This window comes from Paenibacillus sp. JT22N12 (assembly GCF_056269365.1).
Genome location: NZ_JBWDNU010000010.1, coordinates 159,189 through 182,227, shown reverse-complemented (window position 1 = coordinate 182,227; position 23,039 = coordinate 159,189). Strand labels below are relative to the sequence as shown.

General features: G+C 49.8%; 20 protein-coding genes. 2 read left to right on the top strand and 18 right to left on the bottom strand.

Features of this window, described 5'->3' with window-relative positions:
- Positions 1-20 precede the first annotated feature (20 nt).
- From AC0YOA_RS28525 to AC0YOA_RS28480, 10 genes are all read right to left on the bottom strand, one after another.
- Entirely contained in the window at positions 21-1,256 is a 1,236-nt protein-coding gene (locus AC0YOA_RS28525; protein ID WP_475789512.1) for a glycosyltransferase family 4 protein, read from the bottom strand.
- Positions 1,253-1,813: a putative colanic acid biosynthesis acetyltransferase gene (locus AC0YOA_RS28520; RefSeq protein ID WP_210038258.1), complete on the bottom strand. Its 561-nt coding sequence runs from the start codon at positions 1,811-1,813 to the stop codon at positions 1,253-1,255. Before AC0YOA_RS28520 ends, AC0YOA_RS28525 begins: the two co-directional genes overlap by 4 nt.
- Positions 1,814-1,817: 4 nt before the next feature.
- Complete coding sequence (locus AC0YOA_RS28515; protein ID WP_475789511.1) at positions 1,818-2,885, bottom strand: glycosyltransferase family 4 protein; 1,068 nt, start codon at positions 2,883-2,885, stop codon at positions 1,818-1,820.
- 61 nt (positions 2,886-2,946) lie between these two features.
- Complete coding sequence (locus AC0YOA_RS28510; RefSeq protein WP_475789510.1) at positions 2,947-4,278, bottom strand: hypothetical protein; 1,332 nt, start codon at positions 4,276-4,278, stop codon at positions 2,947-2,949.
- Positions 4,269-5,261 (bottom strand): GDP-mannose 4,6-dehydratase, encoded by a 993-nt coding sequence (gmd, locus tag AC0YOA_RS28505; RefSeq protein ID WP_475789509.1) that lies wholly within the window; start codon positions 5,259-5,261, stop codon positions 4,269-4,271. Before gmd ends, AC0YOA_RS28510 begins: the two co-directional genes overlap by 10 nt.
- 24 nt (positions 5,262-5,285) lie before the next feature.
- Positions 5,286-6,224, bottom strand: a complete 939-nt coding sequence (locus AC0YOA_RS28500) for a GDP-L-fucose synthase family protein (RefSeq protein ID WP_475789508.1) — start codon at positions 6,222-6,224, stop codon at positions 5,286-5,288.
- Between the two features lie 37 nt (positions 6,225-6,261).
- On the bottom strand, positions 6,262-6,960 hold the full coding sequence (locus tag AC0YOA_RS28495; RefSeq protein WP_475789507.1) for a sugar transferase: 699 nt from the start codon (positions 6,958-6,960) through the stop codon (positions 6,262-6,264).
- Between the two features lie 11 nt (positions 6,961-6,971).
- Positions 6,972-7,868 carry a UTP--glucose-1-phosphate uridylyltransferase GalU gene (galU, locus tag AC0YOA_RS28490; RefSeq protein ID WP_210038252.1) on the bottom strand — a complete coding sequence of 299 codons (897 nt, stop codon included), beginning with the start codon at positions 7,866-7,868 and terminating at the stop codon, positions 6,972-6,974.
- Between the two features lie 240 nt (positions 7,869-8,108).
- Positions 8,109-8,798: a CpsD/CapB family tyrosine-protein kinase gene (locus tag AC0YOA_RS28485; RefSeq protein WP_475789506.1), complete on the bottom strand. Its 690-nt coding sequence runs from the start codon at positions 8,796-8,798 to the stop codon at positions 8,109-8,111.
- The gene (locus tag AC0YOA_RS28480) at positions 8,779-9,513 is read right to left on the bottom strand and encodes a YveK family protein (protein WP_475789505.1); all 735 of its coding nucleotides are present in this window, start codon (positions 9,511-9,513) and stop codon (positions 8,779-8,781) included. Before AC0YOA_RS28480 ends, AC0YOA_RS28485 begins: the two co-directional genes overlap by 20 nt.
- Before the next feature lie 297 nt (positions 9,514-9,810).
- Between AC0YOA_RS28480 and AC0YOA_RS28475 the strand changes: the two genes are divergently transcribed.
- Positions 9,811-10,179: a helix-turn-helix domain-containing protein gene (locus tag AC0YOA_RS28475; protein WP_210038249.1), complete on the top strand. Its 369-nt coding sequence runs from the start codon at positions 9,811-9,813 to the stop codon at positions 10,177-10,179.
- 172 nt (positions 10,180-10,351) lie between these two features.
- Here the strand turns inward: AC0YOA_RS28475 and AC0YOA_RS28470 are convergent, their stop codons facing one another.
- From AC0YOA_RS28470 to gltB, 4 genes are all read right to left on the bottom strand, one after another.
- Positions 10,352-10,492 (bottom strand): hypothetical protein, encoded by a 141-nt coding sequence (locus AC0YOA_RS28470; protein WP_210038248.1) that lies wholly within the window; start codon positions 10,490-10,492, stop codon positions 10,352-10,354.
- Between the two features lie 198 nt (positions 10,493-10,690).
- Positions 10,691-10,837, bottom strand: coding sequence for a hypothetical protein (locus AC0YOA_RS28465; RefSeq protein WP_475789504.1), 147 nt, complete (start codon positions 10,835-10,837; stop codon positions 10,691-10,693).
- A 506-nt stretch (positions 10,838-11,343) separates the two neighbouring features.
- On the bottom strand, positions 11,344-12,381 hold the full coding sequence (locus AC0YOA_RS28460; RefSeq protein ID WP_475789560.1) for a right-handed parallel beta-helix repeat-containing protein: 1,038 nt from the start codon (positions 12,379-12,381) through the stop codon (positions 11,344-11,346).
- A 199-nt stretch (positions 12,382-12,580) separates the two neighbouring features.
- Positions 12,581-17,185 carry a glutamate synthase large subunit gene (gltB, locus tag AC0YOA_RS28455; RefSeq protein ID WP_475789503.1) on the bottom strand — a complete coding sequence of 1,535 codons (4,605 nt, stop codon included), beginning with the start codon at positions 17,183-17,185 and terminating at the stop codon, positions 12,581-12,583.
- Positions 17,186-17,600: 415 nt separating this feature from the next.
- Between gltB and AC0YOA_RS28450 the strand changes: the two genes are divergently transcribed.
- The gene (locus AC0YOA_RS28450; RefSeq protein WP_475789502.1) at positions 17,601-18,983 is read left to right on the top strand and encodes a stalk domain-containing protein; all 1,383 of its coding nucleotides are present in this window, start codon (positions 17,601-17,603) and stop codon (positions 18,981-18,983) included.
- Between the two features lie 122 nt (positions 18,984-19,105).
- Here the strand turns inward: AC0YOA_RS28450 and AC0YOA_RS28445 are convergent, their stop codons facing one another.
- The 4 genes from AC0YOA_RS28445 to kapB form a co-directional block, all read right to left on the bottom strand.
- Positions 19,106-21,130, bottom strand: a complete 2,025-nt coding sequence (locus AC0YOA_RS28445) for a YhgE/Pip family protein (protein WP_475789501.1) — start codon at positions 21,128-21,130, stop codon at positions 19,106-19,108.
- Between the two features lie 127 nt (positions 21,131-21,257).
- Positions 21,258-21,845, bottom strand: coding sequence for a TetR/AcrR family transcriptional regulator (locus AC0YOA_RS28440; RefSeq protein WP_475789500.1), 588 nt, complete (start codon positions 21,843-21,845; stop codon positions 21,258-21,260).
- Between the two features lie 170 nt (positions 21,846-22,015).
- Positions 22,016-22,549: an orotate phosphoribosyltransferase gene (gene pyrE / locus AC0YOA_RS28435; RefSeq protein ID WP_475789499.1), complete on the bottom strand. Its 534-nt coding sequence runs from the start codon at positions 22,547-22,549 to the stop codon at positions 22,016-22,018.
- Positions 22,550-22,564: 15 nt separating this feature from the next.
- Positions 22,565-22,963, bottom strand: coding sequence for a kinase-associated lipoprotein KapB (gene kapB / locus AC0YOA_RS28430; protein WP_475789498.1), 399 nt, complete (start codon positions 22,961-22,963; stop codon positions 22,565-22,567).
- Positions 22,964-23,039: the final 76 nt, after the last annotated feature.

Below are 23,039 nucleotides of genomic sequence, written 5' to 3'. Positions count from 1 at the left end.
AGACTTTTTGTCAAGCGCTATTACATCGACAGAAGCAGCTTCCTGTATTTCTCCAACGACAGATCCCTTCGCAAATGCTGCTCCAGGTAGGCTCTGCCGCGTGCGCCGGTCGCTTCCAGCTCGCGCCGGTCGAGATGATACAGGACATTCAGCTGCCTGATCGTCTCCTCGTAATCCTGCGGCTCGGCCACTACGCCACAACCGCTTTTTTCAATCAGCCGGTGAGCCTCGCTGCCGCTCTCCAGAACACCCAGCACAGATTTCCCAGCAGCCATGACGCCATAGATTTTACTTGGAACGGATACGCCTTTTATTCCCTTTTGATTCACGACCATATGAACGTCAGCTGCGTTAAGCGAATATTTCAAATTTTCTATCGGCTGATAGGGGAGAAAATAGACCTGCTCCAGGCTGTTCTCCTGTACGAACTGCTGCATCTGCTTCTTGACTGCCCCTTCACCGATAAAGACAAAAATAAGATCCTTCTTGTCCTTGAACTCCTTGGTGATCTTGATCACATTCTCCAGGTCGTAATAGAGGCCCAAATTTCCCGAATACATCACAATAAACTTATCCTGCCAGCCGTTCTCCGCAATAAACTCGGCGACCTTGGGATGCTTCTTGGACAGCGGGATAATTTCCTGTTCGTTCGTCCAGTTGTTGATCACTGTATTCTCTGTGACCTTCTGGTCGGCGAAACGCCTCATCAGCGTCTCCTGCATATCCTGGCCTACAGTAATGATGTGATCCGCATATTTGCAATTCAGCGTATCCATCCACCTTGCCGCCTTGAACAACTGCTTGCTCTTGGAGAACCCTACTGCCTCAGCCTGTTCAGGATTGAAATCCTGAATGTTATAAATATGCTTCGCTCTTTTGAAAAATTTTCCGAGCGATCCAATCAATCCGCCCAGTATCGGCGGCTGGGAGATGGTATAAATAAAATCAAGTTTCTTCTGGCGCAGAACCAGAATATTGGCATAAAAAAAGTAGGTTGTAATAAAGCGCAGCCTACTTAACTTGTTTTGTTTATCAACCTTGGGGAGCTTGATCCGAATGATGCTGATATTCTCCAGCTTGTCATGGGTGATCCGCTTGCTTTCCTCATTCTTCTCCCCCGCATACCCGGGCTGCGCGGCAATAACAGTTATGTTGAAGTCATGCTGGACGTGCAGGCATAATTCCGTCAGCAGTTGACCGGTTGAAGCGTAATCCGGATAGAAATAATTAATGACAAACACAATATTACGCTTCATGCCATAACCTCTTTCATTATTCGTTCTTTCAAGTATTTCGCAGGGTACCCGACATGAATCTCGCCTGCCGGTATATCCTTCATCACCGTGCTCCGCGCTCCCGCCACCCCGAGCTCATAGACCGTTACCCCGGGGCAAACGAACACATCGCTCGCAATCCATGCTCCATCCTTGATCACAATGGGCTTCACGATCAGTCCGAAAGCAGGATCATTAAGCTTATGGCTCCCGGTGCACAAGTACGAATGCTGCGAGATCACGCAGTTGCTGCCGACGATGATCTCGTCAAGGCTGTAGAACTCGACGTCATCGCCGATCCAGGAATGATCGCCAATGCTCACTTTCCAGGGATAGGTGAATTTGGCCGTCGGCCTGACTCTTACGTCGACACCAATCTTCGCCCCGAACAAACGCAAGAGGCGGTTTCTGAACCCGTACATATTGTGCAGCGAGAATCTGAACACCGTGCCCTGCACGAACCACCATAGAAGCACAACAACGCCGCTGCGTCCCCGTGAATACCACGATTGATCATATTTTGACAAGTCCACATTCATCGGTTCAGACCTCATCCATTATGACTTCCAGCCGGTTGATATAATCAATTTCCTTGAAGTTCTTCAGCGTCTTGCTTCTGTTCTCGCGGGCAAAAGCAGTAAGCTGGCTCCGGTCCGCAAGCAGGCCGGTTATGGCGGAAGCAAGCGCGTCGGGATTTTGCGGTTGTACCAGAAAACCATTATGGGAAGTTACGATATCAGGAATGCCTGCATGCTTGGTCGAAATAATGGTCAGTCCGTTTCCCATCGCCTCGATAATGGAAATCGGCTGCCCCTCGTTCGGGTAATAAGTAGGTAGTGCAAACACGTCACATCGAGCGAGCAGTTCTTTCTTGCTTTCCCCTGCCACGATTCCGTAATATCGAACCGAATTTTCTAATTGATGTTGTTTTACAAAATCAAAGAATTCCTTCTCATCCTGTGCGTTATAAAATTTTCCGGCAAAATGAAAATGGACCGGATTGTCCTTGAGCTGCCTGGCTGCAAGCAGCAAATCGAAATATCCCTTGCTCTTGATAAAATTGCTCAAATAAAGGACGTCCAGCTGCTCTTTGCCTGCTGACAGCTGATTCAGCTTAGCTCCAAACTCCGTCTCGCTCAGCAAAACATCATCCTCAATGCAATTCTCGCAAACCCTGATCTGCTCCGGACTAAGCAGCCCTGCGAACAAATCCCGGAGACCGTCGCTCAGAACGATCATAATATCGATCCGCGACAGCAGTTTCCGGTTCATCATTCTTTGAACGGGATTGAACTGCTTGTACAGCTCCTTGTAGTAGCCGCCGTGGTAATGGATAACCACTCTTTTCTTCTTGCGCAGCAGCCGCCATAATATGAACATATCGCGAAGATTGCCCATCTTGGTTTGGGAGATGGTGAAATAATAAATATCAACATCGATGCTCTCCACCTTGTTGATATGCGCTGCGATTTTTTTATTATCCTTGATATCAACATACGAGAGATCATACTTCTCATTGAACAGCTTGGAATTAATAATGGTTTGCAGCGCCTTGGACAACCCATGCACCGGCGGTGGAAGCTGGCCAACCAAGCAAATTCTTTTCATCATTTTCACCCTGCATCATCTTAAAATTAATTAAGGGCCTGCGTGAATGCTCCACTGCAAGCCCTTAACGGTCCGCACGACTTGCTAATTTAGGAGGAAGCCCGATAACACTCTTGTTGGTTTTCCCCACTATGGTGTGAAGCTGATTAAAGCAAAAGAAAAATACGACTCCATAGGATGTAAGCTTGAACAGTGTAATGGGATCATAGGCGAACCATCTTGGAATGGTGCAAAGAACCATCACGAGATAAAATTGCACATACTGATTTTTGGCCCGATACAACCGACTGAATAGAATAGCCAGAAAGATAGCAATCAGAATTGTTCCAGCGTAGGAAAGCCATACATAAAAATACGTGCTGATCAACCCGCCACCTCCAGATTGTGCATATAGCCGGGAAAGGGAAGACAAATTCGCTTCGCCGGTTGCAAATTTGGAGGGTAGAAATATACGTTCCACGAAACCAATCAAAGAGCGGAAACGTACCATCTCTGTAAATATCTGTTCTTTGATCAATCCAACATAAACGGCAGAGTTGTAAAATACATCTCCCTGATTGCTTTGCAGAAATCTCGTTCCATCCTGACCGACCTTGAACATAGAGACCGTTCCGGAACTCATTCTAATATCGGCGAAAAGCGTCATGACCAAATAACCGAAAATAGAACCCGACAAAAATAACAGATTGGATATTTTCTTGTGGTCGACATATAAAACAAACAACAAGAGAATCATCTGGAGGGACTCAATCCGCCCCTCCGCGACCGTATTTTTGACAATGTACAAGATGGACAGCACAATGATCAGCAGGTTCCTTACCCTTACCTTGCCTGAGAATAAATAGGCCAAGGCTGTAAAGATAAGAAAATATTCATTAATCGCCAAGCCCTCTGTCAATTGGGGCCCTTGCCCAGCAGCCCTGGAGCCGTTATGTCCCGTTTGTCCGATAAGCAGCACGATTGACATAGCAGCTATTCCAAGACCATACACGAGAACATTATTTTTATTCGGAAGACGGTTAATAAAAATTTCCTTATTCTTATTTACGTCCTTTTTCATGAACAGGTATAAAACCAGCAGGAACAGAACATGAAGAAACATGGCAAATCCGAATACGTCTTCCTTCTGAAACCGCTCATAGTACGTTATATTAATGCCGAAAGAAAAATAGGGAAGCAGATTCAACGTGTAAGTCAGAACAAACAAAAAGATGATTTGCAGAATTTTGCTGCTTCTCACCCGGTAAATTAATGCTACATTCACCAGAATCCCGTAATAAAGAAAGATTTCCGCCGATTTAAAGTAATACCAGGCGCTTAAGCAGATGACGCCTATCCCGAATATGAAATATTTCGTGATAAAGTCCTTGCTTATTGCTTGGGCCTTTAGATCCATTGAAGTGCTTTCCCTTGGCTTTGTATGGCTTCCATTCGCTTCAGGTCCGATTCAACCATCATCTTCACCAGTTCCTCAAAGCTTACTTTCAATTCCCAGCCCAGCTCTTCCTTGGCTTTGGTGCAATCGCCAAGCAGCAGATCCACTTCTGCCGGACGCATAAACTGCTCATCCATGACCACATAATCTCTCCAATTAAGACCGACGGAAGAGAAAGCAATCTCGACGAATTCCTGCACCGTATGGGTTTCTCCAGTTGAGATCACATAATCATCCGGGCTGTCCTGCTGCAGCATCAGCCACATCGCGGCGACATAGTCGCCAGCGAATCCCCAATCCCGCTGTGCGTCCAGATTTCCCAGCCTCAGCTCATTGGCAAGACCAAGCTTGATTCTGGCCACGCCGTCAGTTACTTTTCTCGTCACAAACTCCAGCCCTCGTCTTGGCGACTCATGATTGAACAAAATGCCGGAGCAAGCGAACATATTATAGCTTTCCCGGTAGTTCACCGTAATCCAGTGGCCGTATAATTTTGCTACGCCGTAAGGGCTGCGCGGATAGAAAGGCGTGCTTTCCTTCTGCGGAGTCTCGATCACCTTGCCGAACATCTCACTGCTGGAAGCCTGATAGAATTTGGCCATCGGCTTCATAATACGAACCGCTTCAAGCATATTCGTGACTGCAATAGCCGTCATCTGGCCCGTTGCGATAGGCTGCGGCCAAGAGGCTGCCACGAAGGATTGTGCGGCAAGATTATAGACCTCATCCGGATCAGAGACCCTGACCGCTTCAATGAGTGAAGCCAGATCGTTCAAATCTCCCGAAACCCAGTTGATTTGATCCTTGATATGGATAACATTCTCATAGTTAGGCGTGCTTGTGCGTCTGCGCATGCCGTATACCTGATAGCCTTTTGATAGTAACAATTCAGCCAAATAGGAACCATCCTGACCGGTTACGCCGGTGATCAATGCTCTTTTCATAATATTCCTCCATTTAATCGGATTTTAAGCCTGGATGAGAGTGTCCTGATTAAAGGCGCTGTACACCGAACGAAGTCCTTCATCAAGCGGAATTCTCGCTTTCCAGCCCAATGAGTTAATCTTGGTGACATCAACCAGCTTGCGCGGCGTACCATCTGGAATCGAAGCATTGAAGGAAATATCACCCTCATAGCCGACAATGGATTTGATCAGACCGGCCAATTCTTTAATCTCGATATCTTCCCCGACGCCAATATTGATAATTTCATTGTCCTCATAATGCTTCATCAGGAACAGACAAGCCTCAGCGAGATCGTCCGAATGCAGAAACTCGCGTTTGGGAGTACCGGTACCCCACACCTCTACAGCCGGTACGCCGTTTTGCTTGGCTTCATGAAATTTCCGGATTAATGCCGGAAGCACGTGAGAGGATTTCAAATCGAAATTATCATTGGGCCCGTACATATTCGTAGGCATCGCCGATATGAATCTTGTGCCGTATTGTCGGTTGTATGACTTGCACATATTGATACCGGCAATTTTGGCGATGGCGTATGGCTCGTTGGTAGGCTCGAGTTCACCTGTGAGCAAATACTCTTCCTTGAGGGGCTGAGGCGCAAACTTTGGATAGATACAGGTTGAACCGAGGAATAACAGCTTCTTCACATTGTACTGATAAGCAGCATCGATAACGTTGGTTTGAATAAACAGATTATCGCGGATAAAGTCCGCCGGATAATCATTATTCGCCGCTATGCCGCCGACCTTGGCCGCCGCGAGAAACACGTAATCGATTTGCTCTTCCGCGAAAAACCGGAGCACAGCTTCGCGCTCCCTCAAATCCAGTTCCTTGCTTGTGCGGCAGACAAGATTCGTATAGCCCTCTGCCTCCAATTTTCGGAGAATGGCGGATCCAACCAGGCCTTTATGTCCGGCAATATATATTTTTGCGTTTAAATCCATGCTTCTCACCTCACTCTTTGGCTTATCTCTATATGTTCTAGAAAGCGTCTTTGGAACCAAGCAGCACTTTGACGGTTTTCAAAATAATCTTGATATCAAACAAGATGCTTCTTTGCTTGATATATAGAAGATCGAGCTGAACCATTTCATGAAAGCTGAGGTCGTTGCGGCCGCCGACCTGCCATAAGCCCGTGCAGCCGGGTATGACTCTCAGTCGCAATTTGTCATAATTCGTATATTCCGCGACTTCCCTTGGGAGCGCAGGCCTGGGACCAACCAGCGACATGTCGCCGCGGATAACGTTCCACAGCTGCGGCAGCTCGTCGATGCTGGTTTTACGGATAAATTTGCCGATTCTTGTAATCCGCGGATCATCCTTCATCTTGAACATCGCACCGCTGATCTCGTTCTGCTCGAGAAGATTCGTCAGCAGCTCCTCGGCATTGGAGACCATGGAACGGAACTTGAACATCTTGAAGGTCTTCTCATGCTTGCCGACTCTCACCTGTTGAAAGAAGACAGATCCCTTGGGGTCCTCAAGCTTGATCATGATGGCGACAACAATAAATGCCGGACTGATTACGACCAGACCGATGAAAGCGAGGATGATATCCATTGCACGCTTCATCATCAAATAAGAACGTTTATTACTCTTCCGCTCCAGGCCATAGCTGCCATAGATGGAGCCGCTCTCCAGCGCAACCTCGGCTTCTTTATTTTGTGATGTAGGAGCCAATTGAAATCACCTCATCTTGAAATAATCTTATTTTTGGAATGTTCGCGCTCAAGAATGCCTTCCAGGGCCTCCAGCAGAGGTAATCTCAACTCATCTTTGCGAAGCGCAAAATCCAGGGTTGTCGTAATGAATCCCAATTTCTCTCCTACATCATAACGGGTGCCTTCAAAATCATAGGCGAATACGCCCTGCACCTCATTCAACCGCTGAATCGCATCGGTCAATTGAATCTCTCCGCCTGCCCCTTTTTCCTGCTTCTCCAGGAAGTAGAAGATTTCCGGCGTCAGTACATAACGTCCCATAATCGCCAGATTGGATGGTGCGCTCCCAAGCTTCGGTTTCTCCACAAAACGGTTGACCATATGCAGCTTGCCGTTGGAATCCACCGGATCGACAATGCCATAACGCTCTGTCTGCTCGTAAGAGACGGCTTGGACACCGATTACGGAACGGTTCGTTTTCTCATATTGATGAATCAGCTGCTTGGTGCAGGGTTCTTCCGAAACGACAATATCATCGCCCAGCAGAACAGCAAATGGTTCATCGCCGATAAAATTGCGCGCACACCAGACGGCATGACCGAGCCCTTTCGGTTCCTTCTGGCGTATGTAATGTATATCAACATTGGAGGATTTCTGAACTTCCTCCAGGATGCTCAATTTTCCTTTTTCCATCAAGCTTTGCTCCAGCTCCAGGGCGATGTCAAAATGATCCTCAATCGCACGCTTGCCGCGGCCGGTAACAATAATAATATCCTCAATACCAGAAGCGATGGCTTCCTCAACAATATACTGGATGGTTGGCTTGTCGACGATGGGCAGCATTTCCTTGGGCATCGCTTTGGTGGCTGGGAGGAATCTTGTCCCCATGCCTGCGGCTGGAATAATAGCTTTTCTCACTTTTTTCATTCAACTTCACCCTATCCTGTTATATTTTTTTATATGTTAAGTCTAGGTTGCTAAAAATGCGAGCTATCGATTTTATCTACAGAAAAATCGATAGCTCGAATTTTTAGAAAACGGGCATCAAACCCGACCTCTCATCACACCCTTGACAATCATGTCTAAGGTTTCATAACCCACAGCGTGACCGAGTGCCTACAGTGATAAAGGTGCAGTAGACATTACCTATACACGCGCCATATTTAGTTACTCAGCAGTACCATAAACATTTTTGAAGCTCGATTTGACGTCTTTGCGGTTCAGGTTATTCAGAACAGCGCCGATAATCCGCGCATTGACATGCTCTAGGCTGGCTTTGGCCTTTTTGACCATTTCCTTCTCCGCCTTGCCCGCAGCCACAACCATAATGACCCCGTCGCAAAGCGAGCTGACGATCAGACTGTCGGTTACGGCAAGAACGGGAGGCGTATCAATCAGCACGATGTCAAAATGCTCCTTGAGATCCTTAATCAACGTGTTCATCCGATGGTTGCCCAGCATCTCGGAAGGATTGGGGGGAATAGGTCCCGAGACAATTAAAGACAGATTATCAACACCTGTCGTTTTAAGAGCCTCCTGCCACTTGATCTGGTCTGTCAGTATGTTAGTCAAACCGTTTCGATTATTTTGGGAAAGAACATGATGCAGAGATGGCTTTCGAAGATCAGCGTCCAGCAGCAGAACCTTCTTGCCCTCCTGGGCATAAGCTACAGCCAGATTGCTGATGGTAGTTGTTTTCCCTTCATCTACTTGAGCGGAAGCAACCATAAGAACTTTCATGGGCGTATCAAGGAAAGAAAACTGGATATTTGTACGCAATTTGCGGTAAGCTTCTGAAATAGGCGACTTGGGATTCAATAATGTGATCAAATTACTCTCATTGGTTGATTGAGGCATAAGCACCTTCACCTACTTTCTTCTTTTTAGAAAGCGATGCTTTGCGCGGGCTGAGATCCTCTTTCGTTATATTCATAACAAGGGCCAGAGTGGGAAGGCCAAGCTCACTTTCCAATTCGTATTCATTCTTGAAGGTATTGTCGAGATAATCAAGCAGAAAAACGATACCAAGGCCGATCACTAATGAAAGGATGATAGCCACAAGGAAATTCATCACCGGACTCGTATTAATAGGAACCGGGGAGCCCACCTCGCTTGCTTCACTGAGTATTGTTACATTATCGATGTTCATGATGGAGGGGATTTGCTCCTTGAACACAAGCGATAGCGCATTTACACTCTTGGCTGCACGTTCGTAGGAAACATCACTATAAACCAGATTCATAATTTGTGAATTGCTGGCCGAAACCACCGATACATTACCTGGGCTCACTCTTAAATCCGGGTATTGTTCAAATACTTTATTAATGATTGCCGGAGATTTAATGATTTCTTTGTATGAATTGATCAACATGATATTGGTCTGTAAGGTACTCACATTCACGGAGTCTGCAATCTGGGAGGACTGATTGACAATTAGCTTGGCGTTCGCCTGATACATTGGTGTTGTTAAGTAGAAGCTTTTAATGCCTGCAATGATACATCCGATCGCAACTATGATTACGATCAACCAAATCTTTTTGATTACAATTTTAAAATATTGTTTAAGTTCCACCTTTGTTCCTCCCGTGAGAATGAGGTTTTAGCCCTCATTTAATAAAACAAGTTCGATTATTCAGCAATAAATGTAAAAAACTGTTTATCCAGTACGAATTAAAAAATGATTTGTGGTAATACTGAATAACAGGTATGATACGTAATGTATCATTTTCAATGTTTACTTTACGATACGGATTGTAGCATGTCAAGGATTTTTTCATAGTTCTTACAAGCTTGCTACGTTTTGTTTCATATCATGCATTTGTAAGCGTTTCGTATTAATATGTTGGTATGGCTGGTTAGGAGGAGTATTATGAACATAGGAATTCGTATTGCAAAATTGAGGGAAGATAGGGGGTGGACTCAGGAACATACCGCTGCTTCACTGGGAATTTCGCGAGCGGCATTATCTCATTACGAGAAAAACCGCAGGGAACCAGATACCGAAACACTTTCCAAATTCGCCGACTTGTTTCATGTTTCTGTAGACTTCCTCGTAGGAAGAACAAATTCTCCTCATGTTACACTCGACGATCCGATACGCCAGTTTGTCGATCAATTAGAATTGGCGGACGAACAATTGCTGCAGAATTTCGCCTTGACCATAGATGGCCGCAAGTTAACTGTTGAAGAAGCGCGGCGGTTCATTGCTTTTGTACGCGCAGAGAGAATGATGAATTAAATGAGCATCACTTTTCAAAAAAAAAACCATAGTTGGCCAGCTAAGCCAACTATGGTTTTTTTGTCCTTATAGAAAGGATGACGTTTCATTCCTGTAAATGTCTATAAGGTTAAAGAGAAGAAGCCAATCCTGCCGCCAGAGACCGGCAAATGCCGTCTCTTCTTGCTTATCCTCATTTTTTCCCTTCCACGGAAGCGTTGATTTGAGACCAGCTGTTAGAAGTAATGCCAAGCTGTTCCATAATCGCTCTCACATCGAGCTCTACCTGCTTGCCTGCCGCGCGATCAGTTTTTTTATCCTGGTTTGAATTCATTCCAAATCAACACCTCAGCTCTTTGTGTTTTCACGAACCATACAAATGCGCTCTTGTTAATTGGTTATTATTCAAATCGATTTCAAACTGACATCGTAATTAAAAAATCTTCGCATATAAGAATTCGTTTTCTTACATACAAAGATTATAATGATCTATGATGGTTGTCAGAAATCTGTTTTCAAGAAGAACTGCCGATCAGCTTAACCGTTTCTTGGCGCTGCTTCGATACTCATCCTCCCATTCCTTGGATATGCCCATTTGCTCCATAATCATTCGAATATCAATGGTTTCCTTTTGCTTGAGCTTCATATCGTGCAGTTGTCTTTCATTCGTATGAATCATTGCAACAAATCACTCCTTAGACCTATTAAATCGACCGGCTACTGAAAGACTGTAATCATTGTAACCGCTTTGATTTGTTTAAGTTGTCGTTTGTTGGAAGTCAAAACCGTACTATCTTCCTGTTATTTTGTCGAATTCGCAATCATATTGGGAGTTTCTATTCATTTTTCATAGCTTATTACCGATATAACCGATAATGGATGCACTTTGATCTCTTGACAGCTCACTATGGAAGCGTACTGTCTTCAGATCCAGCTCTCTGCAATCCATATCTATAACGGATTACAAGAAGCATCATACCATGTATACTCCCGTATGTAAGCCTCCTAAGGTACCAAAATGCCTCATTTCGCGATTAAGTTTCTCTCAGATATTCTAATGTTTTTCTCATACAATCACCTCTTTGCAGCAAAAAACGGCCTTACAGGAATGTGAAAGCTTGCATAAAGCAATTTCACAGCAGCCCATAAAACCGCACCATCCCAAAACGATAATTACCCCGACTTTTAGGATATGAAACGATTATTAATAATTTTAATTTGATTGAGCGACAGATTATTATTGATCCGTACGCCGCCAATCAAGATCAGCATGTCTTTATTGATGATATTCTCCGAAATCACATGCCCGCTTCCAACCTTTACAAGAATGCCGGCACTGGGACTAAGCCTGCGCGGACTTGTGACATCGTTTTTTGAAATGGTAATATTGTTGCTTGTGGCTTGAAGATTGTTGCCGTCATCCCCTGGTCGAATCGCAATATTAAATTGATTATTCGTGCATTGATTCTCAAGAAGGATACAGGAATCCGAACCATTTTTGACATCAATTCCATAATAAAAGCCTCTTACCGTATTGTTTTTAATTACGCTGTTTATCTCTCTTTCAAGTGTGATCCCCTGTTGATTCAAATTTCCGTCGCGATCCTCGATCACCGTGCAGTTCGATACCGTGTTATATTGGCCGCCTCCAAAAAGTGAAAGATGTCCGTCGCGGGAATTTCGGATTTCACAGGAGTCAATCAGGCAGCGGTCAGAATTGAAGTTAATAATGCCGGAACCATTATTAAATTCGCTTGTGATCCGGGAGATCGAGCAGTCCTCAGAATTATACATATTAATACCTTGGGAGTAATTCCTTATGGTCATCCCCACAACCGAACAGGAGCGGCAATCCTGAAGCAGGAGACCCACCCTCGAGGTTAGAATGCCGTTCGAAGGTAGTTGATCCCCTCTAAGACTTCCGCCCTGGAAATGGACATTCGAAGCCTTATGAACCCAGAACACTCCGTAACTGCCCGCAGTCCTGGTTTCAAAAATGGCATCGTTCATTATAATGGTTATCGGCTTTACGATTTTCAATGCTGCATAACTGGTTCCATAGCCTGTTGTTATTTTATGAAGCGGGTTTTTGCTTACCTTGTAATTACCCGCGGGCACAAGCAGAGTTCCGCCTTCCGGGACAGAATTAATGGCGGTTTGAATAGCTAGCGTATCATCATGAATACCGTCACCCACAGCATTAAAATCTGTTATCACATTCATACTCACCTTAATTCCTCCTCCTTCCTATTCATCCTGCTAATCTATTCTATTATTGAAGCCTCCGATTGTTTCTGGTTGCATGCCCCCTATGCCGATAAGTAGTTGCCAGGGACTTCCTCTTGAATCTTTCACATTCCATAAGTACAAAAAAAAGAAAGACTGCCGGGGTCACCCTGCAGTCTTTCCTATTCCATCTGTTTTAGTTGCCGCCAATGCGGGCCAGCTCTTTCATATTGGCTTCAAATGCTGCCAAGAGAGCAGCCTCGCCGGCTAAGCCGGTTTGCTCCATCTTCTCGATTTGCTCCAGCATCCGTTTGTAATCCTTCGGAATGACCTTCACAAACCTCGTTATCGATGTGTCCCAATCCTTCAGCACCCGTTCGCCGATTGCGCTGCCCGTATAAGTCACGTGGCGCTCAATCATTTCACGAAGCTCCGTAACTTCTCTGGTATCTTCCACACGCTCCAGAAGCACCATCTCGATGTTGCAATGCTTGTAGAAGTCACCGGTCTCATCCAGCACGTAGGCGACGCCCCCCGACATCCCTGCGGCAAAATTACGGCCTGTGTTCCCCAGAATTACAACACGCCCACCCGTCATATACTCACAGCCGTGATCGCCTACACCTTCGACAACGACCTTGGCGCCCGAGTTCCGTACGGCAAAACGCTCACCAGCAATCCCGCTGATATAAGCTTCACCGTTCGTTGCGCCGTAGAGCGCAGTGTTGCCGATGATGACATTCTCCGCGGCCTTAAACGTCGCCTGAGGCGAAGGAGCGATGATGATTTTGCCGCCGGATAGCCCTTTGCCGACGTAGTCGTTGGAGTCGCCTTCCAGAGAAAGTGTAATCCCCTTCGGTACGAAAGCGCCAAAGCTTTGTCCTGCAGAGCCGATAAAGTGATACGAAATAGTATCCTCCGGCAACCCCTTTGCTCCATAACGGCGGGTTACCTCGCTGCCCAATATCGTCCCGACAACGCGGTTGATGTTGCGGATCGGCAGGGTAGCGCTGACTTTCTCGCCGCTCTCAAGCGCACGCTCCGCGATCGGAAGCAGCTTCTGCATATCAAGCGACTCGTCAAGCTTGTGATCCTGCTCCTGAATGCAGTAGCGCACAGCGCCTTCAGGCAGCTCAGGCTGATGCAGCAAGCGTGTCAGATCGATTCCTTTGAGCTTGTAATGTTCGATCAATGTCTTCGTCTCCAGACGGTCGACACGTCCAACCATATCCTGCACTGTGCGGAATCCAAGCTCAGCCATGATTTCCCGAAGCTCCTGAGCAACGAACAGCATGTAGTTGGCTACATGGCTCGGATCGCCCATGAATTTCTTGCGCAGCTCAGGGTTTTGCGTTGCCACTCCCACCGGACAGGTATCCAGCTGGCAGACACGCATCATGATGCAGCCCAGTACGACCAGCGGAGCCGTGGAGAAACCATACTCCTCAGCACCCAATAGAGCAGCGATGGCGAGGTCGCGCCCGTTCATGATTTTGCCATCGGTTTCGACGACGACGCGATCACGAAGATTGTTCAGCATCAGCGTTTGGTGCGTTTCCGCCAACCCAAGCTCCCAAGGCATTCCGGCATGACGGATGGAAGCCAGAGGCGATGCTCCTGTTCCTCCATCATAGCCGCTGACCAGAATAACATCGGCACGGCCCTTGGCCACCCCTGCGGCAATCGTTCCGACGCCTACCTCGGATACCAGCTTCACATTGATGCGCGCCCGCGGATTGGCATTCTTCAGATCATGAATCAATTCCGCCAAATCCTCGATGGAATAAATATCATGATGCGGCGGCGGAGAAATCAGCCCCACACCCGGCGTCGATCCGCGCACTTCAGCAACCCACGGATAAACCTTGCGGCCAGGCAGCTGCCCGCCTTCACCAGGCTTGGCGCCCTGTGCCATCTTGATCTGGATCTCATCCGCATTGACGAGATAATCGCTGGTAACGCCGAAGCGGCCTGAGGCCACCTGCTTAATGGCACTGCGTCTGGAGTCGCCATTGGCATCCGGGATAAACCGGGCCGGATCCTCGCCGCCTTCACCCGTATTGGATTTGCCGCCAATGCGGTTCATCGCAATTGCAAGCGATTCATGGGCTTCCTTACTGATGGAGCCATAGGACATAGCCCCGGTTTTGAACCGTTTGACGATGGACTCCACAGACTCAACCTCATCCAGAGGAATCGGCTCTGAATTATGTTTGAAATCAAGCAGCGAACGAAGGGTCAGATGCTTCTTGTCCTCGCCCTGCACAAGCGCCGAAAATTTCTTGTACAGCTTGTAATCGTTCGAGCGCGATGCCATCTGCAGCGTGTGGATCGTTTGGGGACTGAAGAGATGGTCCTCGCCGTCCTTGCGCCATTGATATTCGCCGCCGGAATCCAGCTCCTTCTCGCCGCCTTCCTGCTCGGTAAACGCGCGGTTATGATGCTTCAGATTCTCGTCGGCAATCACGTCCAGGCCAATACCGCCGATGCGGGACTGCGTCCAGGTGAAATATTCGTCCACCAGCTCTTCTTTCAAGCCAACAGCTTCGAAGATTTGCGATCCGCGGTAGGATTGAATGGTGGAAATCCCCATTTTGGAGAGCACCTTTACGACGCCCTTGGTCGCTGCCTTAATGAAATTCTTCACAGCTTTATCATGCGTAACGCCGCGCAGCATGCCTTGGCGGATCATATCGTCAAGCGTCTCGAAAGCCAGATACGGGTTGACCGCACTGACGCCATAGCCGAGCAGCAGGGCAAAATGATGCACCTCGCGCGGTTCGCCGGATTCAAGCAGGATGCAGACCTTGGTCCGCGATCCTTCGCGGATCAGATGATGATGCAGCGCCGATACCGCAAGCAGAGCCGGTATGGCCGCATTCTCGCGGTCTACTCCGCGGTCGGACAAGATCAGGATATTATGCCCTTTGCTGATTACGCGGTCAGCCGCTTCGCACATTTGGGTCAAAGCGCTGCGCAGACCCTCTTCGCCATTAGCCGCCTGGTACAGAATAGGCAGTGTAATCGACTTGAATCCGGGACGGCGCACATGGCGCAGCTTGGCAAACTCTTCGTTGGACAGAACAGGCGAAGCCAGTCTGATATGACGGCAGCTTTCAGGTTCCGGTTGAAGCAGGTTGCGCTCGGGTCCGAGAGTCGTTCCTGTCGCTGTAATAATCTCTTCACGAATGGCATCAATCGGCGGATTCGTGACTTGAGCGAACAATTGCTTGAAATAATTGTAAAGACGCTGCGGACGCTCCGACAGCACAGCCAGAGGAGCATCGTAGCCCATGGATGCAATCGGTTCCACGCCGCTGCCAGCCATCGGCTCCAGCACTTTGCGCAGATCTTCGAATGTGTAGCCAAAAGCCTGCTGGCGCTGCTGCACGGTTGCATGATCCGGTTCAGGCAGCTCCGGCGCATCGGGCAGATCATCCAGACCGACGAGATGCTCGTCGAGCCATTCACGGTAAGGATGCTCCTTCACGATTTGCGCTTTGACTTCTTCATCGGTAATGATGCGGCCTTCCTTGGTATCCACCAGCAGCATCCGTCCCGGGCGAAGACGATCCTTGTACAATATATTGTCCGGCTCAACCGGTACGGTGCCCGCTTCCGAACCCAGAATGATAACGTCATCCTTCGTCACGTAGTAACGCGCAGGACGAAGCCCATTGCGGTCGAGCAGAGCGACGATCTGGGTACCGTCTGTGAACCCCATTGCCGCAGGCCCGTCCCATGGCTCCATAAGCGTGCTGTGATATTCGTAGAATGCCTTCTTGTCGTCATCCATGCCTTCATGGTTCGACCACGGCTCGGGAACCATCATCATTGCGACATGCGGAAGAGACCGGCCGGACAGATACATGAATTCCAGCGTGTTATCGAACATCGCGGTATCGGAACCGTCCGGATCGATAACCGGCTTGATTTTATCCATATCGGAACCGAACAGCTCGGTTTCGAACAGGGTCTGGCGTGCATGCATCCAGTTGACATTGCCGCGCAGCGTATTGATCTCGCCGTTATGAATCATATAACGGTAAGGATGCGCCCGCTCCCAGCTCGGGAACGTGTTCGTGGAGAAACGGGAGTGTACCAGCGCGATTGCCGTTTCCACCGCTTCATCGTTCAATTCCAGATAGAACGAACGAACCTGCTCGGTTGTAAGCATTCCTTTATAAACGATTTTCTTGCTCGACATGCTCGGGATATAGTACGTGTCCGCACCTTCGGCACCGGAGTAGCGGATAGCATGCTCCGAACGCTTGCGGATGACATAAATTTTGCGTTCAAAGGCAAGCTCATCCTGGATATCGGCGCTGCGGCCGATAAACACCTGGCGGACAAACGGCTTTACGCTCTTGGCGGATTCGCCAAGCTTCCCATCATTCGTCGGAACCGTGCGCCAGCCGATCAGAGTCTGGCCTTCTTCGCGAATAATGGATTCAAGCTCGCGCTCGTGCGTGCTGCGCAGCGCTTCATCCTGCGACAAGAACAGCATGCCTACCGCATACTCTCCGTTTGCCGGCAGCTCAATGCCTTGCCCTTTCAATTCCCGAGCGAAAAAAGCATGCGGAATCTGCAGCATGATGCCCGCTCCGTCTCCCGTGTTGGGCTCGCTCCCTTGGCCGCCGCGGTGTTCCATATTCTCAAGCACCGTCAGCGCTTGCTGAATAATGGTATGTGATTTTTTCCCTTTGATGTTAGCCACAAAGCCCATACCGCAAGCGTCTTTCTCTAATTGCGGATCGTACAGGCCTTGCTTCGGCGGCAACCCATAACGATTCTCTTTCATGTCGTGCAACCTCTCTATGAGAAAATTTGTGGATAAACGGTGGTTACAAAAGATCCGTCTTCATTTTCGCCCTGCTTTGGTTTAGAATGAAGGAATGCGTAAGCATACAGCATACCAAACCAGCGAAAAATGAACAAGTTAAAAGACGCTGTTGTACGCTCGCAAGCAAGCTGTAATCATCAGCATCTTCCGATAAATCTGCGTCAAAACGTTATTATTTTATTTTAACATCACCCCATAATGATATCAATTTAATATTTTTATGGTTCTGATAAGAGATCTTTTACGGTGTGCAGGTTTTAACAGTCAAGAAGAAACAGCTCCACCCTCCTTTGGCGGCTCACAACAAGTTTCTTCATCTAAGAAGCAATTCGAAGCGAATACTTTTACATTTTATCAAAAGGACGTGGAGAGATTGAATAGCAACTTCAGGAAAATGAATATCGCCGCCTGCATACTCGCAGCCTCGCTGCTGGCAGGACCTGCCGCCTATGCGGCGGAAACATCATCGCTTATGCCGGCTGCAGGCACTTCTTCAATCGGAACGACCGGCTATCAGGGAATGCAGCCGAACGCTGCCGCCCTGCAGCAGACTTATGCGGCGCTGGCCGCAGCCGCGGAAACAAACGCTCCGCTGCGTATTGCCGCGGTAGGCGACTCCCTCACGGCCGGCTATGAGAATGGAATGACGGAAAGCACCGTTCCGTATGGCTATGCAGACCGCGTTTATGAGCAGGCCCTGTATCACGGAGCGGCGGAGCTCCAGAACTTCGGCGTGCTCGGCCTGAAATCCGACGGGCTCCGCCAATGGCTGGAGGCCGCGCAGAACGGAACAAGCGTGACCGCCGACGGCATTCAACCCGGTCTTTCGAAGTACCGTCTCGCACCTGAGACCATTGCCAAGTCCTCCGAGCTTCGCACGGTTCTGGAGCAGGCCAATCTGATCGTCATGACGATTGGCGGCAATGACTTCCTGCCCTTATTCGATGAAATGAAGCAGCATGTGATGAGCCCAAGCGATATCCAGACCTGGATCGACACGATGCTGGCAAGCTATCAGACTTCCCTCGAAGCGTCGCTAACCGCCGCGCTCGCCATCAATCCCAAGGCAGAAATTGTATTTGCCGACCAGTATCTTCCTGTGCCAAAGCCATCCCCAATCAACAAGGCGGTAACCGAGGAGCAATATGCCGTCCTGCAGGGCGCCGTGAAGCAGCTTCGCGAGCTTGACGAATCCGTAGCGTCACGTTTCCTCGAACAAGGCTATCGGGTGAAAACCGTGGACGTATCCGAGCCGTTCATAGGCAAAGAGCTGGCCTATACCAGTATTCTTCAAGGGGACATCCATCCCAAGCAGGCCGGTTACGAGCAAATGGCCATGGCGTTCGCCAAAGGCATCTGGGGCGAATACCGCAAGCCCGCTCCGCTTCCGGCGGGGGTGCCGCTGGATATCGTCATCAATGGCAGCGTGCTTGGCGGCAAAAACAAACCGATTCTCAAAAACGACACGACCTTCCTTCCGATGCGCGACATCGCGGATGCCCTAAAAGCTCAGCTGACGTGGGACGGCAAAACCAAAACAGCCACAATCAGCGCAAACAATAAGGTCGTCTCCTTCACGATTGGAGCCAAGACGATAAAGGTCGACGGAACGGCGGTTCCCTTGGAGACGCCGGCTTATCTGCAGCAGACAAACGGAGGTTCGTTCACCTACCTGCCGCTGGCGGCTCTTTCCAGAGGACTTGGCTACCAGGTCGTTTACCGCAAGTCCCTTCAAACCGCATTCATTAATTCTTAAGCTTCTTTATTCTTCTCCTGAAATGTAATAAGCCGTATTCCCCTCACTTTAATGAGGGAATACGGCTTTATTTTTGGCTGCACACCGGATAACTGCCATACCGTTACTAAATAACAGCCGGCTTATACACTCAGCATCCTGCTTTCCGGGACATCCGCTCTGCGGCGGTTTTTGCGGAAAAGAAACAGGAAGAAAACCAGAGTCAGTCCCGCGAAGACAATACCGAACAAGGCGATATGCAGGGATTGGTTCCCTGTTTGGTCAAGCGATTCTCCTGTAATGATGGACCTGAAGGCCGAGATCGAATACGTCATCGGCAGCCAGTCGCCGATGCTCCTCAGCCAGGCTGGAACCAGCTCGCGCGGATAGGTGCCGGCACTGCCGGTCAGCTGCAGGATAAGCAGAATGACCGCGACGAATCGTCCGGGCTGATCCATCGTCGTAACGAGGAACTGGATAATCATCATAAAGGTAATGCTTGTCAGCACCGAGAGGCCGACGAAGGGCCACAGATGATTCACATGCACGCCGATCCCGTAGACAAGGATGGCATCGGCAATCAGTGCCTGAATCATGCCGACGATCAGGAACAAGAGCGCTTTGCTGGCGAACCAGCTCCAGCCGGAGCGGGGAAGCTCGCCGGTCTCCCGCATCGGCATGACCATCGATGACAGCAATGCTCCTACAAACAGGCCAAGCGAAAGGAAATAGGGCGTAAAGCCCGTGCCGTAGTTCGGCACCTCGCTGAGCTTGCGCTCCTCGACATGGACCGGCTTCGCGAACATGTCATACAGGGCGTCGGTTCCCTGGACGCCGCTTGTTTGGGCTGCGGCGGCGCCGAGCTTGCCGGCCAGCTCTGCCGTGCCTCCGGCGAGCTGCTGCGCGCCGCTGGCAAGCGCGGCGGAGCCGCTCTGAAGCTTGCCGGTGCCAGCGGCAAGCTCGGCCGCTCCGCGGCCTGCTGCGGCTGCGCCGTCCGCGACCTGCGCGGCGCCGCCGGCCGTTTTCCTGGCGCCCGCGGCAAGCCGGGCGCCGCTCTTCTTCGCGACTGCGAGCTTCGCGTGCAGTGCGTCCATGCCCTGCAGCAGGGCGCTCTGCCCCTGCTGCAGCTGAGCCGCCCCGGCAGCCAGCTTCGCGCTGCTGCCGGCAAGCCCGTCCGCGCCCGCCGATAGCTTGCGGGCGGCGGCGAGCAGCTCCTGCAGCGCTGGGTCCTGCGCTGTATCGCCTCTGGCGGCGGCGTAAGCTTCAAGCGCCGCCGACAGCTTCGCCGAGCTGTCCGCGAGCTGCCCGCTGCCCGTCTTCGCCGCCACAAGCCCGCCTGCCAGCTGCCTGCCCGCCTGCAGGGCATCTCCAGCACCGCCGCTGAGCTGTCCGGCGGCAGCCTCAAGCTTGCCGAGCCCGTCTGACAAGGCCGCCGCGCCGGAGCTCAAAGCAGCTGTGCCTTCCGCTACACTGCCCGCTCCCTTGCCAAGCTTATCGGCGCCGCTTTTCAGTTCCAGCGTTCCGCTGGCCAGCTTGCCCGCGTTCTCGAGCAGCAGCGAAGCGCCGTTCGCCGCGTCCGCAGCCCCGTCCCTCAGCTTGGCGGCTCCCGCGCTGGCATCCGCAATGCCGTTGGCAGCATCGCCGATTTGATGGAACACCGCCTGGGCATAGGCTTTGGTAACCTCCTGCGACAGCTCCGCCTGCAGCTGATCCATCGCCGTATGGCCGATTTTCGCAGCCAGATAATTATCGCTGTCATTGGAGATATATTTCAGCGAAGCGGGCTGCGGATTCTCGTCCAGCAGCGTGGTTGCCTGCTTGGAGAAGACGGGCGGGATTTCAATGGCATAGTAATAATCCCCGGACTCAAGGCCCTTCTCCGCAGCTTCCCGATCGACAAAGGCCCAGCGGAATTGCTTGTTTTCCTTCAGGCTCACGACCAGATCCGAGCCTACCGTCAGCGTTTCACCCTCAAATGACGCTCCCTGGTCCTCATTAACGACAGCTACCGGCAGCTCGCCAAGCTTCCCGTAAGGATCCCAGAAGGCGCCGACCAGCATGCCGCTGTACATAATTGGAATGAACAGAACACCGATGATCGGGATCAACAGCTTGGGACTGCGGACAATACGTGCAAGCTCTCTGCCAAACAAGGTAAAACCCATCATAACCGCCTCCGAATGAATAATGAACATATGACCGATTTGGTTATTTGGTCACTTTGATTCAAAAAAATAAGCAGCGTGTGCCGCTTCTCAAACCATCAACAACAGCTTCGTTATACTAGTGCAGCCTTCAAGCCCCCACTCCGCTTTTGAGCAGGGAAGCAAAATACCCGGCGATTTCCTCGCGCGCAAGGGGTTCATGCTCTTTGCTCCAGTCTACGGCAAGCGATATGTACAGTCTGAGCATGATGAAAGCCGTCAGCTCCGGATCGACGCTGCGCACCTCGCCTTTCTCGACTGCCAGTGCAACTTCATTTTGTATACATGTGACGATAGCCCGCTCCAGCTTGGCAATCCCTTCCTTGGCCATGGGAGTGCCCAATTCGCGGACCTCTTGGGACAGCTTGACGATCAGCTCATGCTTCTCGCGAAAGCGGAGCAGTTCATACAACACAATCGTCAAATTTTCGAAGAAGGGCGTTTCGCGATTAATCGTGCGATCGGCAAGCGAGCGCAGCTCGCCGGTCAGCTGTCCGATTATTTCATCGAACAATTCTTCCTTGGTGGCGAAGAAGGTGTAGATGGTGCCCTTGCCGACTGCTGCGATTTTGGCCACAAGCTCCATTGTCGTTGCTTTATAGCCGAACATGGCGAACGATTGGGCAGCCGCTTCGACAACCTGCAGCCGGCGGTCAACCGGAAGCTTTCTGGTATCCATTTGCCGAAGCCTCCTTCTCGCGGATTTGCCACTCGAAATCTGTTATTGACCAAAATTCCAAATCGGTCATCCGGTCGATAAGCAAATAATACCACCTTTTGCCGCACCAGGCAACCCTTATTGTTCAAATCCCTCTAACCCATTCGCTGCAGCGCCCTTCACCCTCTGGACTACTCCCGCTGTCCCAGCTCATTCAGTTCTTCCATTGTAAAAAGCGCATGCAGCCGCAGGTTTATTTCCTCCAGCCTTTTGCGTCCCTGCGGGCTCCTTAGGATGACGCAGATGACGTTATCCACGATAGCTCCCGCTTCACGCAGCGCATTGACACTCATGACAACCTGCCCTCCCGAGGTTATAACATCCTCGACGACACATACCTTTTTGCCTGCCACATCGATTCCCTCGGCAATTTTGCAGGTTCCATGATCCTTCGCTTTCTTCCTGACAAATGCGGAAGGGATGCCCGTCTCCAGCGAAAGTGCCGTTGTCAGCGGAATCGCTCCCATCTCGATGCCAGCCAGAACCTGGGTTCCAATCGGAATATAGGCTGACATTTCCGAGGCGATGACCCCCAGCAGTCTGGGGTCGGATTCGAACAAGTATTTATCAAAATATTCGTTGGAAATTTGACCTGAACGCAGTACAAATTCTCCGGTTAAATGGGAAACCGCATAAATCTCCTTGGCCAGCCATTCCTTCCCCATCTTGTGCGCACCTCCTTAAATTTTATATTCACGCTGCAGCTGCGCAAGCTGCTCCAGTCCGCGCTCAGCCCACCGCTTTAACCGGTCGAGCGCTGCCAGCTCATTCTCCAGGGCTTCTTTAAGCGAATCGGGATAAGACGGGACCTCACCCGTGTAGAGCACGAGATCGCCGTAGGGAATATTGGCCTTCTCCGTGTAGCTGAGCGCCCTGCGCTCATGAAACAGCGGCACGTCCGGATTTTGCGGATTATGGAGATCGCCCTGCTCCGGATGCTTGAGCACAGCCAGTACTTTCACCAATGCGCGCGGACTGCCACCTGCAGCTTCCATCACTTCACCAATATACTCTCCTGTCTTGTAGCGGACCGCCACCAAAGAACCAATTGCCGGAATAAATTTTTGTTGCTGCTGCATCTTTTTTATCCTCCTGCTCGTCTATAAATTCAAGCTGATTATTTAAGAATAAGGCGCCTGTCCTTCGTTTACCTAA

Excerpts from the sequence above, each read along its gene's own strand:
- AC0YOA_RS28525 (WP_475789512.1), bottom strand. The coding sequence starts at position 1,256 with ATGAAGCGTAATATTGTGTTTGTCATTAATTATTTCTATCCGGATTAC.
- AC0YOA_RS28520 (WP_210038258.1), bottom strand. The coding sequence starts at position 1,813 with ATGAATGTGGACTTGTCAAAATATGATCAATCGTGGTATTCACGGGGA.
- AC0YOA_RS28515 (WP_475789511.1), bottom strand. The coding sequence starts at position 2,885 with ATGATGAAAAGAATTTGCTTGGTTGGCCAGCTTCCACCGCCGGTGCAT.
- AC0YOA_RS28510 (WP_475789510.1), bottom strand. The coding sequence starts at position 4,278 with ATGGATCTAAAGGCCCAAGCAATAAGCAAGGACTTTATCACGAAATAT.
- gmd (WP_475789509.1), bottom strand. The coding sequence starts at position 5,261 with ATGAAAAGAGCATTGATCACCGGCGTAACCGGTCAGGATGGTTCCTAT.
- AC0YOA_RS28500 (WP_475789508.1), bottom strand. The coding sequence starts at position 6,224 with ATGGATTTAAACGCAAAAATATATATTGCCGGACATAAAGGCCTGGTT.
- galU (WP_210038252.1), bottom strand. The coding sequence starts at position 7,868 with ATGAAAAAAGTGAGAAAAGCTATTATTCCAGCCGCAGGCATGGGGACA.
- AC0YOA_RS28485 (WP_475789506.1), bottom strand. The coding sequence starts at position 8,798 with ATGCCTCAATCAACCAATGAGAGTAATTTGATCACATTATTGAATCCC.
- AC0YOA_RS28475 (WP_210038249.1), top strand. The coding sequence starts at position 9,811 with ATGAACATAGGAATTCGTATTGCAAAATTGAGGGAAGATAGGGGGTGG.
- AC0YOA_RS28470 (WP_210038248.1), bottom strand. The coding sequence starts at position 10,492 with ATGAATTCAAACCAGGATAAAAAAACTGATCGCGCGGCAGGCAAGCAG.
- AC0YOA_RS28465 (WP_475789504.1), bottom strand. The coding sequence starts at position 10,837 with ATGATTCATACGAATGAAAGACAACTGCACGATATGAAGCTCAAGCAA.
- AC0YOA_RS28460 (WP_475789560.1), bottom strand. The coding sequence starts at position 12,381 with ATGAATGTGATAACAGATTTTAATGCTGTGGGTGACGGTATTCATGAT.
- gltB (WP_475789503.1), bottom strand. The coding sequence starts at position 17,185 with ATGAAAGAGAATCGTTATGGGTTGCCGCCGAAGCAAGGCCTGTACGAT.
- AC0YOA_RS28445 (WP_475789501.1), bottom strand. The coding sequence starts at position 21,130 with ATGATGGGTTTTACCTTGTTTGGCAGAGAGCTTGCACGTATTGTCCGC.
- AC0YOA_RS28440 (WP_475789500.1), bottom strand. The coding sequence starts at position 21,845 with ATGGATACCAGAAAGCTTCCGGTTGACCGCCGGCTGCAGGTTGTCGAA.
- pyrE (WP_475789499.1), bottom strand. The coding sequence starts at position 22,549 with ATGGGGAAGGAATGGCTGGCCAAGGAGATTTATGCGGTTTCCCATTTA.
- kapB (WP_475789498.1), bottom strand. The coding sequence starts at position 22,963 with ATGCAGCAGCAACAAAAATTTATTCCGGCAATTGGTTCTTTGGTGGCG.